12 protein-coding genes are annotated in these 13,403 nt (G+C 71.5%); 1 reads left to right on the forward strand and 11 read right to left on the reverse strand.

The genetic code is table 11. The features are described 5' to 3' along the window. Window positions 1-40 precede the first annotated feature (40 nt). The 6 genes from TR46_RS04760 to TR46_RS04785 form a co-directional block, all read right to left on the reverse strand. Window positions 41-1,666, reverse strand: coding sequence for a monocarboxylic acid transporter (locus TR46_RS04760; protein WP_042393890.1), 1,626 nt, complete (start codon window positions 1,664-1,666; stop codon window positions 41-43). Window positions 1,667-1,698: 32 nt separating this feature from the next. Continuing rightward, a complete protein-coding gene (locus tag TR46_RS45515) occupies window positions 1,699-2,403 on the reverse strand; it encodes a DUF485 domain-containing protein (protein WP_052432542.1) in 705 nt (234 codons plus the stop codon). A gap of 129 nt (window positions 2,404-2,532) precedes the next feature. Beyond that, on the reverse strand, window positions 2,533-3,258 hold the full coding sequence (locus TR46_RS04770) for a response regulator transcription factor (RefSeq protein WP_042393893.1): 726 nt from the start codon (window positions 3,256-3,258) through the stop codon (window positions 2,533-2,535). Between the two features lie 29 nt (window positions 3,259-3,287). Further along, entirely contained in the window at window positions 3,288-4,463 is a 1,176-nt protein-coding gene (locus TR46_RS04775) for a sensor histidine kinase (RefSeq protein WP_042393896.1), read from the reverse strand. A gap of 81 nt (window positions 4,464-4,544) precedes the next feature. Then, on the reverse strand, window positions 4,545-5,033 hold the full coding sequence (locus TR46_RS04780) for a DUF1453 family protein (protein ID WP_042393899.1): 489 nt from the start codon (window positions 5,031-5,033) through the stop codon (window positions 4,545-4,547). Between the two features lie 150 nt (window positions 5,034-5,183). Further along, window positions 5,184-7,319, reverse strand: coding sequence for a DNA gyrase/topoisomerase IV subunit B (locus tag TR46_RS04785; protein WP_042393909.1), 2,136 nt, complete (start codon window positions 7,317-7,319; stop codon window positions 5,184-5,186). A 523-nt stretch (window positions 7,320-7,842) separates the two neighbouring features. Between TR46_RS04785 and TR46_RS04790 the strand changes: the two genes are divergently transcribed. Continuing rightward, entirely contained in the window at window positions 7,843-8,073 is a 231-nt protein-coding gene (locus TR46_RS04790) for a DUF7455 domain-containing protein (RefSeq protein WP_042393912.1), read from the forward strand. Between the two features lie 152 nt (window positions 8,074-8,225). On the opposite strand, the gene TR46_RS04795 is transcribed toward TR46_RS04790, so the two are convergent. From TR46_RS04795 to TR46_RS42075, 5 genes are all read right to left on the reverse strand, one after another. Further along, complete coding sequence (locus tag TR46_RS04795; RefSeq protein ID WP_439654341.1) at window positions 8,226-9,029, reverse strand: S1 family peptidase; 804 nt, start codon at window positions 9,027-9,029, stop codon at window positions 8,226-8,228. A gap of 262 nt (window positions 9,030-9,291) precedes the next feature. Next, complete coding sequence (locus TR46_RS04800; RefSeq protein ID WP_042393916.1) at window positions 9,292-10,920, reverse strand: RNA polymerase sigma factor; 1,629 nt, start codon at window positions 10,918-10,920, stop codon at window positions 9,292-9,294. A 341-nt stretch (window positions 10,921-11,261) separates the two neighbouring features. Beyond that, on the reverse strand, window positions 11,262-12,224 hold the full coding sequence (locus TR46_RS04805; RefSeq protein ID WP_084717895.1) for a FadR/GntR family transcriptional regulator: 963 nt from the start codon (window positions 12,222-12,224) through the stop codon (window positions 11,262-11,264). A 139-nt stretch (window positions 12,225-12,363) separates the two neighbouring features. Next, window positions 12,364-13,119: a hypothetical protein gene (locus TR46_RS04810; RefSeq protein ID WP_052432544.1), complete on the reverse strand. Its 756-nt coding sequence runs from the start codon at window positions 13,117-13,119 to the stop codon at window positions 12,364-12,366. A 4-nt stretch (window positions 13,120-13,123) separates the two neighbouring features. After that, window positions 13,124-13,403 (reverse strand): hypothetical protein (locus tag TR46_RS42075; protein WP_201776367.1); only part of this gene is annotated, 280 nt, incomplete at its 5' end.

Below are 13,403 nucleotides of genomic sequence, written 5' to 3' on the forward strand. Positions count from 1 at the left end.
CCCTCGGGTGCGCCTCCCCCGTCGCACCCGAGGGTCTCATTCACACCGCGCCGGCCCCGGTCAGTGCCCGCACCTCCAGCTCCGCGTAGGCGTCCGGGTCGGCGCTGCGGCCCGAGGTCACGGTGCCCAGCCAACCGAAGAGGAAGCCGCAGGGGACCGAGACGATCCCCGGGTTCTGCAGCGGGAACCAGTGGAAGTCGACCCCGGGGAAGATGGCCGCCGCGTTGCCGGAGACCACCGGTGAGAACACCACCAGCACCAGGGCCGGGACCAGGCCGCCGTAGATCGCCCAGGTGGCGCCACGGGTGGTGAAGCGCCGCCAGAAGAGGTTGAACAGCAGCGCCGGGAGGTTGGCCGAGGCCGCCACCGCGAAGGCGATGCCGACCAGGAAGGCGACGTTCAGTCTCTGTGCGAACAGGCTGAGCACGATGGCCACCACGCCGATCACCACGGCGGCGATCCTGGCCACCACCACTTCCTGGTGCTCGCTGGGCTGCTCCTCGTCCTCGTGCCGGAAGGCCCTGGCCCACAGGTCGTGGGCGAAGGAGGCCGACGAGGCCAGGGTGAGGCCTGCCACCACGGCCAGGATCGTGGCGAAGGCCACCGCCGAGGTGAGCGCGAACAGCACCGCGCCGCCGTTGCTGCCGCTCCCGCCCCCGAGCACCTCGGACAGCAGAGGTACCGCCGTGTTGCCCGCCTCGTTGGACGCCTTGATCGCCGAGGCGCCGACCAGGGCCGAGGCGCCGAGGCCGAGCAGAATGGTCATCAGGTAGAACGAGCCGACCAGGCCGATCGCCCACATCGCCGAGCGCCTGGCGGCACGCGCCGTGGGCACCGTGTAGAAGCGGGCCAGGATGTGCGGCAGGCCGCCGGTGCCGAGCACCAGGGCGATGCCCAGGCTGACGAAGTCGAGCCGGTTGGTGGCGCTGCCGCCGTACTTCAGGCCCGGTGAGAGGTAGCGGTCGCCGAACCCGCTGCCGGAGGCGGCGGACCTGGCCAGCGAGCCCAGGTCCCCGTGGAACCGGACCACCACCAGCACGCACAGCAGCAGCGTGCCGGACAGCAGCAGCACGCATTTGACGATCTGGATCCAGGTGGTCGCCTTCATTCCCCCGACCGTCACGTACACCACCATCAGCGCGCCGACGCCGACGATCGTCCAGCCCCTGGCCTGGCCCGAGTCCAGCCCCAGCAGCAGCGACACCAGGCTGCCTGCGCCCACCATCTGGGCCAGCAGATAGAACAGCGTCACCACGATCGAGGAGATCCCGGACGCCGCCCGGACCGGACGCTGCCGCATCCGCATCGCCAGCACGTCGCCGATGGTGTAGCGGCCGCAGTTGCGGACCAGCTCGGCGACCAGCATCAGCACGACCAGCCAGGCCACCAGGAAGCCGATGGTGTACAGCAGCCCGTCGTAGCCGTAGAGCGCGATCAGTCCGGTCACACCGAGGAAGGAGGCGGCGGACATGTAGTCGCCGGAGATGGCGAAACCGTTCTGCAAAGGACTGAAGTCGCGGCCCCCCGCGTAGAAGTCCTCAGCGGCGCGGCTGCGGCGGCCGGCCCACGCGGTGATGGCCAGGGTGACCACCACGACGCCCACGAACAGCCCGATGGCCAGCGTGTGGTGACTGCCCCCGGTGGTTGCCGCGGCGGCGGAGTCCATGTGCTGCTCCCCTGGTTCCGCTAGTAAGGACGTCATCGGAGCCGGTCCTGGGTCTCCCAGCGCAGGCCGAGCGCCAATCGGTCCCGCCGGTCGCGGGCATGCCGGGCATAGAGCCAGGTGATCAGGAAGGTGGAGGCGAACTGAAGCAGCCCCAGCGCCCAGGCGACCGTGAACGGGCCGGCGAACTGATGGTCCATCAGTCCGGGCAGGGTCACCGCGGCGACGATGTAGGCCAGGTACCAGGCCAGGAAGACGGCGCAGGCCGGAAGCACGAAGCGGCGGTACTCACGGCGTACCTCCTGGAACTCCTCGCCGGCCTGCACATGGCGGTAGACCGCGGCGGCCCCGAGTTGGCGGGCCCACGCTGCGGGCTCAGCGGGCCAGGCGGCTTCAGCCACCCCCTCAGCCACCCCCCTGACCGGCTCCGTTCCGGCCGGCTCCGCCCCGAACGGCGGCGGCTGCGGTACAGGCGGCTCGGCAGCCGCCTGTACCGGGATCGCCTGCTCAGGTCCTGATTGCCCGAACTCCGGCTCCGGCTCCGGCTCGGACTCCCGCTCGGGCTCGAACTCCGCGGCCACGGTGCCGTGCCCGGCGGCAGACCCGGCGACTCCGGGCCGCGACCCCGGCGCGGCCCACCAGTCGAACCCGTCGGCACCGCCCTGCCGATCGTCCCGTTCCTCAGCCGGCGCCTGGGCGGAGTGCGCCTCCGGCAGCGATGCCGGTTCCCGGTGTCTCAACAACTGTGCTCCCGCGTCGATGGAGTGACGGGCCCCCCAGAATCCCCTCCCGTCTCCCCCAGCATGCTGAGCGCCGCGCGCCGGCGTGGTCCGGTGTGCGGACGTTCACCCCATCAGGTGAAGCCACAGCTAACCGTGCGATAGGCCGTGTCGGTAGGCGTAGCCGACCGCTTGGGCCCGGTCCCTGACGCCGGTCTTGGCGAAGAGGTTGTTGATATGGGTCTTGACCGTGGCCATGCTGACGAAGAGTCGGGCGGCGATCTCGGTATTGGACAGCCCTTCCGCGATCAGCCCGAGCACCTCGGCCTCCCGCGCGGTGATCCCGTCCGGCAGCGAGGCCGAAGCAGCGGCGGGTGCGGGTGCGGGACCCGGAGCGGTTGCGGGCGTCGGCCCGGGACCGGACGCGGCAGAGGGCGCCGCGGTGGGCGCGGCGAAGCGCTCCAGCAGCCGGCGCTGGATCTGCGGTGAGAGCCCGGCGGCCCCCGCCCTCACGTCGTTGATCGCCCGGGCGATCTCCTCCGCCCCGGCGTCCTTGGTCAGATATCCGCGCGCACCCGCCTCCAGGGCGGGGAACAGCGACTCGTCGTCCGCGTAGGTGGTCAGCACGACCACCTCGGTGGCGGGATGGGCGGCCCGGATCCGCCGGGTCGCCTCGACCCCGTCGCAGCGCGGCATCCGCAGGTCCATCAGCACCACGTCCGGCAGTTCCACGGCGGCCAGCGCCACCGCCTCCTCGCCGTCCCCGGCGGCCCCCACCACCTCGATCCCGGGCAGCAGCCCGAGCAGCATGACGATCCCCTCGCGGACGACCTTCTGATCGTCCGCCACCAGCACCCGAACCGCAGTGTCGCTCATCGTTCCACTCTAGGTGGCGCCCGGTGGCGCTAGGTGGCGGTGGGCACGCTCAGCAGCACCCTGAACCCGTCCCCGTCGGGCCCGGCCGCCAGCGTCCCGCCCAGCAGTTCGGCCCGCTCACGCATCCCCAGCAACCCCAGCCCGCTACCGCTGCCGGTCAGTCCGGCGCCGTCCGGGTCGACCGTCCGGTCGGGCGGCGCCCCGTTCCGCACCTCCAGCTCGACCGTATCGTCCAGGTACGACAGCCGTACCGCGCACGGCGCCCCCGGAGCGTGCTTGCGGACATTGGTGAGCGCTTCCTGCGCCGTACGCCGGACCGCGACACCGGCCTCGGCTCCCAGGGGGCGGCTCAGCCCCTCGACGGTCACGGTCGCCCCGTCGGCCTCCGCCAGAGACTTCAGGAACTCCGCCACCGGCGCGAACTCCCCGCGCAGCGCGGACAGCGCCTGCTTGGTCTCGGCCAGTCCGTCCTGGGCCATCCGCCGGGCGGCGACGATGCGTTCGCGCAGCTGCGCCCGGTCCGCCCCGGCGTCCAGCATCACCCTGGCCGCCTCCAGGTGGACCAGCTGCGCCGAGAGGCTGTGCGCGAGTACATCGTGGATCTCCCTGGCGATCCTGGCCCGTTCGGCCAGCGCCGCCGACTCGGCCTCGGCGGCCCGCGCCGCCCGCTCCTGCACCAGCAGCCGCTGGGTTCCGGCCCTGGCCTCCCAGTCCATCCTGGTGACATAGCCGAGCACGCCCAGGCCGGCCACGGTGGCGCCGTTGCCGATGCTCTGCACCGAAGCCGGTGCGAGCAGCATGAACACCAGCGTGCCCAGGGACGCCGCCGGCACCGCCACCATCATCGGCAGCCGCTGCACCGCGCCGAGCGCGATCGCGCACATCAGCAGCACGCCGGCCGCATCGCCCCCGTTCAGCACCGCCACCAGCGCCTGGGCGAAGACCACGGCCAGCCAGACCAGCGCCGTCCTCAGTCGCCGCTCCTTGCCGCACCGGAGGAAACGCCAGAACGCGACGGTGGCCACTGCGATGACAGCCACCAGCGCCCAGGTGTGCGCGGCATCGTGGTGTTCCTGGCCGAAGGTCACCCACAGCACGGCGGTGATGCCGATGACCCTCCCCAGGTAGGAGAACCAGCGCCGGGCAAGGGGCCGGCCCTCCCGGTCCAGTGCTTCCCGGGAGGGCCACTCGGTCCAGTTGTCCACGCCGTTTCCGTCCGTCCGCCCAGCGTCCCGTCAGCCTGCCGACCTGCCGCCGGCCTGCCGGCCTGCCGACCCGTCAACCCGTCAACCCGCCGCAGGGACACCGTACGACGGGCTCATCTCCCGTGCCCTCCAGCTGACCACAGCGGTGCGCACCAGCAGGACAGCGGCCAGTGAGAGCAGCAGCACGCCCTGGCCCGCGGCCACTCCCATCGCGCTGCCGATCGCGTAGAGCCCGATCCTGGCGATGATCATGCCCACCCAGGCGAACCCGGTGGCGGCGGTGCCCTTGGCCCAGACCGCCCCCGAGGCGTCCTGCCAGACCCGGGTGGTGAAGCCCCAGGCGAAGCCCATGGCGACCTCCAGCAGGATGCTGACCACCAGCAGCGCCACCGAGGCGCTGCGGTGCGCGTGGTCGATCAGGTTGTGGTCGCGGAAGGCCAGCACGGCCAGGACCGCCGGGACGACCAGCATCCGCCGGCTGTCGCCGGTGATCTGCCGGGCGCGGAACTGCCGGGCCACGACGAGGATCACGACCACCACGGCCAGGGCGATGTCGCTTGCACTCTGCATGATCTGCTCCGGTTCCGAAGGGCTTCGAGGGGTGCTGAAGACACTCTCGAAGGTACGGATCGGAGCAGTGCGGAGCCTCGGAGCAGGGGTGGAAGCCGGGGTGGGGACGGCCCTCCACCCCGGGGTGGAGGGCCGGTCGGAACGCGGGTCTCAGACGTCGATGCGGGAGCGGTCCAGCAGCGCCGCCGAGTCCACGATGAACTGCTTGCGGGGGGCGACGTCATTGCCCATCAGCAGGTCGAAGACCTTCTCCGCGGCGTCCAGGTCGCCGACGTTGATCCGGCGCAGGGTGCGGTGCCGCGGGTCCAGGGTGGTCTCCGCCAGTTGGTCGGCGTCCATCTCACCGAGGCCCTTGTAGCGCTGTACCGGCTCCTTCCAGCGCTGGCCCTTGCGCTGGAGCTCCAGCAGCGTGTTCCGCAGCTCGCTGTCGGAGTACGTGTAGAGGTACTTCTCCTGGCCCTTGCGGGGGTTGGTCAGCTCGATCCGGTGCAGCGGCGGCACCGCCGAGAACACCCGGCCGGCCTCGACCATCGGTCGCATGTACCGCTGGAACAGCGTGAGCAGCAGGATCCGGATGTGCGCGCCGTCGACGTCGGCGTCGGCGAGCAGCACGATCTTCCCGTAGCGGGCCTGGTCGATGTCGAACGTGCGGCCCGAGCCCGCTCCTATCACCTGGATGATCGCCGCGCACTCGGCGTTCTTCAGCATGTCCGAGACGGATGCTTTCTGAACGTTGAGGATCTTTCCGCGGATCGGCAGCAGCGCCTGGAACTCGGAGTTGCGGGCCAGCTTGGCGGTGCCGAGCGCGGAGTCGCCCTCGACGATGAAGAGCTCGCTGCGGTCGACGTCGTCGCTGCGGCAGTCGGCCAGCTTGGCCGGCAGCGAGCTGGTCTCCAGCGCGGTCTTCCGGCGCTGGGCCTCCTTGTGCTGCCGGGCGGCGACCCGGGTCCGGGCGGCGGCGACGACCTTGTCCATCACCGCGCGGGCCTGGGCCTTGTCGTCGCGCTTGGTGGAGGTGAGGAATGCCTTGAGCTCCTTGGCGACCACCGCGGAGACGATCCTGGTCGCGGCGGAGGTGCCCAGCACCTCCTTGGTCTGGCCTTCGAACTGCGGCTCGGCCAGCCGGACGGTGATGACGGCGGTCAGGCCCTCGGTGGCGTCGTCCTTGGTGATGTCGTCCTCGGCGACCCGCAGCAGCTTGGCCGTGCGCAGCGCCTCGCCGAGAGTCTTGGTGAGCGAGCGCTCGAACCCGGCGACATGGGTGCCGCCCTTGGGGGTGGCGATGATGTTGACGAAGGAGCGCTGGGTGGTGTCGTAGCCGGTGCCCCAGCGCAGCGCGATGTCGACCCCGAGCTCGCGGGTGACCTCGGTCGGGGTCATGTGGCCGAGCTCGTCCAGGACCGGCACCGTCTCCTTGAAGGTGCCGGTGCCCTGCAGCCGCAGGGTGTCGCAGACGGCCTTGTCGGGCGCCAGGAAGTCGCAGAACTCGGCGATGCCGCCGTCGAAGCGGAAGGTCTGCTCGTCGGTGGCGGCGCCGTCCAGGGCCCGGTCGTCGCGGACCACGATGGTCAGCCCGGGGACCAGGAACGCGGTCTGCCGGGCCCGCGCGTGCAGGTTCTCCAGCGAGAGCCTGGCGTCCTTCAGGAAGATCTGCCGGTCGGCCCAGTAGCGGACCCGGGTACCGGTACGGCCGCGCGGGGCCTTCTTCGCCTTGGTCAGCCCGCCGGTGCCGCCCGAGGCCGCGGTGAAGCCGGCCTCGGCGCCCTCGCCGGCGAAGCTGCCGGGGGTGCCGCGGCGGAAGCTGATGGCATGGGTGTGGCCGCCGCGGTCGACCTCGACGTCCAGGCGCGCCGAGAGCGCGTTGACCACGGAGGCGCCGACGCCGTGCAGGCCGCCGGAGGCCGCGTAGGAGCCGCCGCCGAACTTCCCGCCGGCGTGCAGCTTGGTCATCACCACCTCGACCCCGGACAGGCCGGTCTTCGGCTCGACGTCGACCGGGATGCCGCGACCGTTGTCGCGCACCTCGACGGACTTGTCGGCATGCAGGAAGACCTCGATCCGGTCGCAGTGGCCGGCCAGGGCCTCGTCGACCGCATTGTCGATGATCTCCCAGAGGCAGTGCATCAGCCCGCGGCTGTCGGTGGACCCGATGTACATGCCGGGCCGCTTGCGGACCGCCTCCAGCCCTTCGAGGACGAGGAGGTGCCGCGCGGTGTAGGAGCCGTCGGCGGCGGAACTCCCGCCGGCGCTGAGGGCGGCGGTCTGCACGGTTGTTTCGGCGGTCACGCGCTACTACTCCGGTCTCTCGATGCGGTGGCGGTTCGGTCGGTCCGGCGCTACGCGGAGCGCGAACACGGGCCCTTTTCCTGGCCCCCCTGCGGGGGTCCGGTGCACCATGGCGTCAATGCTGCCGGATGCAGGCTACCGGTGTGTGGGCTGGGGCTTCTGCTCCGACCTGCTCGCCGCTTATGCTACGCGCACCTCGTACGGTTGGTCGTACAGACGTTCGATACCACGCACGAGTGACGCACATGCCATAGTCGGCAGCAGGCATGAACCGTGGGAGCGCGGGGCACGTCCTCTCCAACGAGAGAAAATCCCCGAGGCTCCAAGGAGAGAAGCGGCAGCGACACAGCGGTCACCGCCGTCTCCCCTCCCCCTCCCCCGGAGGGGGATCCCCTTCCCGGCTCAACGGCCGGGCCGACCCGCAGCCGAGCGTCACAAAAGAAAAGCCGCAAGCGGGAACGTTTTCGGCCTGGTTGGATGTTGACCCTGGTACGACAGCTCGTCGAGCTAGAGAAGAGGCGACGTGACTACAGTTCTGACCCCCGCGAGCCCGCTGACCGCAGCTGACCGTTGCGACCGGTGCGGCGCCCAGGCCTACCTGCGCGTCGTGCTGGCATCCGGCGGCGAGCTGCTCTTCTGCGCTCACCACGGCCGCAAGTTCGAGCCGGAGTTGAAGAAGATCGCAGCCGAGATACAGGACGAGACCGGCCGGCTGACGGCCGCACCGTCGCCCTCGGGCGAAGAGGACCACTGAGGCGCTCCACCGGGCTGCGCCGAAGGCAGCCCTGACGACGAGCTGAACAGCGAGTGAGGGCCGGTTCGCGACCGCGAGGTCGTGGACCGGCCCTCCGCGTCACTTGGGCATGGTGACGCATATCACACGCCTTCAGCTCACAGTGCGTCAGATCACAGCTGCCCTCGGACCGCGTCGGCCAGGGCGGCGACCCTGGTGTACACCCCGGGGTGGCCCGCCTCGGCACAGCCCGCCCCCCAGGACACCAGGCCCACCAGCCGCCCGGCGACCACCAGCGGGCCGCCGCTGTCGCCCTGGCAGGCGTCGCGGCCGCCCTGGTTCTGCTCGCCCGCGCACACCATGGTGCTCGCCCTGAAGGCGCCGTCGGGGTAGTCCTGGGCGCAGGTGGAGTCGGCGATCATGGGTACCTGCACCGAGTGCAGGGTCATCGGGTACTGTCCGTTGCCCCGGGTGTCGCCCCAGCCGAAGACGGTGGCCACAGTGCCCGCCCGGTACGGGGCCGTGGCGCCCTGGTCAACCAGCGGGAGAACCCCGCGGCCCGGCTGCGGGACCGCGAGGGTGAGCACCGCCACGTCCCACATGTTGCTGCGCATCGAGTAGTCGGGGTCGATCCAGACCTGGGAGACCGCCACCTCGGACCCGGCCGAGGTGGACAGGTCGCTCCGGCCGACGATCACCTTGAGGTCCGGTCGGTCCGCCGGGCGCATGGTCGACTCGTCGTACAGGCAGTGCGCCGCGGTGACCACCTTGGTCGGCGAGACCAGGGTGCCCCCGCAGAACTGCCCCGAGCGGTAGTCCCCGTAGACGGAGCGACTGCCCAGGGCGACCATCCACGGCTCCTGCTGGGTACTGGCGCCGGTGCCGCCGATGATCCGCAACTGCCCCTGAGCCAGGGCCGGGGTGCTGCTCGCCACCGTGCCGGCCGCGACCGGCAGGGGCAGTGCGGCGAGCAGCACCAGCAGCGCTCTGCGCCCCCTCCGCAGCCCCGCCCCCGCCGTACCGGCCGCTCCCGCACCGGCCGCCTCCGCCGTACGCCTCTTGCCCGCCACCCGTCACCCTTCGCCGCTCCCGCACCCCTGCGCACATACGCATGGCTGCGACCCAGCGTATTGCCACGGTCGCGCTCGGTATCCGGTCGGCGCGCGCAAAAGCGGCGGGCACATCCCTTCGAGGAGTGATCCCGTCGAAGGGATGTGCCCGCCGCACGTGTGCTCTGCTCTAGTCCAGGTAGTCGCGCAGGACCTGGGAGCGGGAGGGGTGGCGCAGCTTGGACATGGTCTTGGACTCGATCTGGCGGATCCGCTCGCGGGTGACCCCGTAGACCTTGCCGATCTCGTCCAGGGTCTTCGGCTGGCCGTCGGTCAGGCCGAAGCGCATCGAGACCACGCCGGCCTCGCGCTCGCTCAGGGTGTCCAGCACCGAGTGCAGCTGCTCCTGGAGCAGGGTGAAGCTGACCGCGTCGGCCGGGACGACTGCCTCGGAGTCCTCGATCAGGTCGCCGAACTCGCTGTCGCCGTCCTCACCGAGCGGGGTGTGCAGCGAGATCGGCTCGCGGCCGTACTTCTGCACCTCGACGACCTTCTCCGGGGTCATGTCGAGTTCCTTGGCCAGCTCCTCCGGGGTGGGCTCGCGGCCCAGGTCCTGGAGCATCTGGCGCTGCACCCGGGCGAGCTTGTTGATGACCTCGACCATGTGCACCGGGATGCGGATGGTGCGGGCCTGGTCGGCCATGGCGCGGGTGATCGCCTGCCGGATCCACCAGGTCGCGTAGGTGGAGAACTTGTAGCCCTTGGTGTAGTCGAACTTCTCGACCGCGCGGATCAGACCCAGGTTGCCCTCCTGGATCAGGTCCAGGAACAGCATGCCGCGGCCGGTGTAGCGCTTGGCCAGCGAGACCACCAGTCGGAGGTTGGCCTCCAGCAGGTGGTTCTTGGCCCGGCGGCCGTCCTCGGCGATGATCTCCAGCTCGCGCTTGAGCTTGGGGGCCAGCTTGTCGGCGGCGGCCAGCTTGTCCTCGGCGAAGAGGCCGGCCTCGATCCGCTTGGCGAGCTCGACCTCCTGCTCGGCGTTGAGCAGCGGGACCTTGCCGATCTGCTTGAGGTAGTCCTTGACCGGGTCGGCGGTGGCGCCGGCGACGGCGACCTGCTGGGCCGGGGCGTCGTCCTCGTCGTCGTCGGAGAGGGTGAAGCCCTGCGACTCCTCCTCGCCCTCGACCGGCTCGCCCTCGGCCTTGGCCGGCGCCGTGTCCTCGGCCCCTTCGTCCTCGGTTCCGGGATCGTCGTCGGACTTGGCCTTGCCCGCGGCGGTCTTCTTGGCCGCGGTCTTCTTCGCCGGCGCGGCCTTCTTGGCGACGGCCTTCTTCGCCGGAGCCGCCTTCTTGGCGGGGGCGGCCTCCAGGACCGGGGCCGCCGCTGCCTCTTCGAGGTCGTCGACCGCGTCGGCCGGAACCACCACGGCGGGCGGCTGGGTCGCGGTCGCGGCGGCGGCACGCGGTGCCGCCGCCCGGGTCGTGGGAGCGGGAGCCGCAGCCGGGGTGCGCGCCGGCACAGCCCTGGTCGCGGTCGCCTTCGTCGCTGTGCTCTTCGCCGCGACGCTCTTGCGGGGGCGCTTGGGGGCGGACGACTCCGCCGCGCTCACCATCAGCGTCACACCCTCCTCATCGAGGACCTGGTTGAGGCTGCGCATGACGTTCTTCCACTTGGTGACCGGGATCTGGTCAACCTCGAAGGCGTGGCGCACGTCATCGCCGGCGATCTGCCCCTGTGCCTTACCCCGCTCGATGAGTGCCATCAGCGCTGTGGACTCGGCGATTTCGGGGGGGAGCGAACGGGATGTGCTGGCCGACACGAACAACCTCTCGGACGTGAGTGAACAGAAACCCACCCCTGCGGGGCGGATCCTGGTAACTACTGGACGTGAAATCTGGAGCTGAACCGGGTTCGGCGCCCGACACGCGAAGTGCCGCCGCCTCCGTAGACATCGCTGCCCACGGAGAAGTGTTACGCCTCGCTTTCGTGGTGCAGGTCACACGGTCGCCCGACGGCGCTGCCGCCGGAAACCTACCCAGGACAACCGGGGCCGATGGGGGATCATTCCTGCGGTCACCGGATCTAATGAACGCAGCCGACGAACGCAGGAGGCCGCCGCCCCGGATCCGGGGCGGCGGCCTCCTGGCGAGGACGGCCGGCTCAGTGCTCCCGCGGCGCCGGAACCACGTGGTCCACCTCGGGATGGACCGTCAGAAGCGCACGCATGGCTGCCTCTGCGGCCGTGCCGTCACCGGTGCCGAGGGCCTCGACCAGACGGGCGTGCAAGCCGACCGACGGCTCGGACGGACGTTCGCAGGCGGTGACCGGACTGCCGGACACGGTGAGCGCGGAGCCGACGATGCCGGCCAGGTGCTCCAGCATCCGGTTGCCGGCCAACTCCAGCAGCAGGGCGTGGAACTCGCTGTCGGCGCGGCTGAAGGTGACCTGGTCGCCCTGGGCGACCGCGTGGCCCATGATCTCGGACATGTCCACCATCCGCTGGTGGACTTCGTCCCGGCCGTGCCCGGCGGCCAGCCTGGCGGCCAGCGGCTCGATGGCCCAGCGCAGTTCGAACAGCTCGCGGCGCTGGTCGTCGCGCTGTGGACCGTAGGCGCGCCACTCGATGATGTCGGGGTCGAGCAGGTTCCAGTCGGCGACCGGACGGACCCGGGTGCCGACGTTGGGACGGGCGCTGACCAGGCCCTTGGCCTCCAGCACCCGCAGCGACTCGCGGACGACGGTGCGGGAGACCTCGAAACGCTGGCCGATCTCCTCGGGGACCAGAGGGCGGTCGGCGCCCAGGTCGCCGGAGACGATCATCTGTCCGAGCTGCTGGACCAGCTGCCCGTGCAGTCCCCGGCCACGGCCGCCGGCGACCCGGCGGCCGGCCCGGCCGAGGTCGGACTCGGAGCTGTCCCAGTGCAGCGAGGGGCCGGGCGCCCCGCGCTCGGGAAAGGCCCGCTCGGCGGTGCGTTCGCCGACGGGGAAGCGGTCCAGCTCGCCTACGCCGGAGCGGGACGGCTCGGACAAGCGGGCGGTGGTCATGGGGGGATGCGCAACGGTACTCACGTCTCCTTTGTCGGCGATGCGAGCCCCCGCCTTGAGGACTTTCGTGAAAAGCACACGAAAGGGTGATCGCCCGTCACCAGACAATTGACGTTTTATCGCCATCTTCTGCGCAAAACAGGCAGAGTCTGGCTGGCGCAGGCCCTCTGACGATCACTCAGCGTCAGCGTGCCCGGCCGTGCAGAGCGGACGCGGCTCAGACCCCGCGGCGGCGCGGCAGTACGACAAGGTAGCCGAGCAGCAGGATCAGCACCGGTCCTGCCGCCAGCAGCAGCAGGCTCCTCGGGGACAGCGTGGCAGTGCTGTGCAGCCCGCTGAGCGGTCCGTAGAGCCAGGCATGGCCGGTGTCGACCGGGAACAGCCGGTGCCAGTGGGCGGCCCGCAGCCGGTCTCCGGTCAGGCTGCCGTCACGCAGCAGTCGCACCGCCGGTTCCACCAGCACCGGGAGGGTCAGCAGGACCAGCACCCCGGCGGCGGCACTGCGGAGCAGGGCGGCCGCGAGCAGTCCGATCCAGCCGGCGGCCACCGCCAGCGCGGCGAAGCCGAGCAGGGCGGGCCGCAGCTGCGGGGACCGGTGCAGCACAACGGCGTACACCCCGGCGTCGACCGCGAGCGTGGCGGCGGCCAGCAGCACCGAGTAGACGGCGGACAGGGCCAGTTTGGCCAGCAGCAGGCCGACCCGGCGACGGAACGGCAGCAGCAGCGGCACCAGGACCGGGTAGCGGACCTCGTGCCCGTACGACAGCGCGCCGACCACGCCGGCCCCGAGTGCCGCGATCGGCAGGGGCAGCAGCGGGACGCCGGCCGTGAGCACCCGCACCGGTTCGGCCAGCGAGGGCTGACGGACCGTCAGCGCGGCCACGGCGGCGTCGGCGACGAGAACGGCGGCCAGCACCAGCCAGGTGGACCGGATCCCGGTGATCCGTCGGCGCTCATAGGTCAGTGCGTGCACGTGCTCACTCGCTTCGCTGGTCGGACACGGGGGGCTCGTCCCGGTACAGCGGGCCGCTGACCGACGCGAGGCCGGCCGGGACCCGGGACCGGGTCGCGGTGTCCGCCGTCGGCACCGGGACCGAGGCGGACACGGCACTGCCGGGGGCCAGCACCACGACGGTCTCCCCGGGCTGCGCGGCGGCGGCCGACGACGCGGCTCCGGCTGCCGCAGGGGCAGCCGCTGCGGCGGGCGCCCCTGCGGCAGCCCCGGTACCGCGGCGCGGGGGCAGCGGGGGCGTGGCC

It is taken from the genome of Streptacidiphilus carbonis (assembly GCF_000787775.1).
Lineage (GTDB): Bacteria > Actinomycetota > Actinomycetes > Streptomycetales > Streptomycetaceae > Streptacidiphilus > Streptacidiphilus carbonis.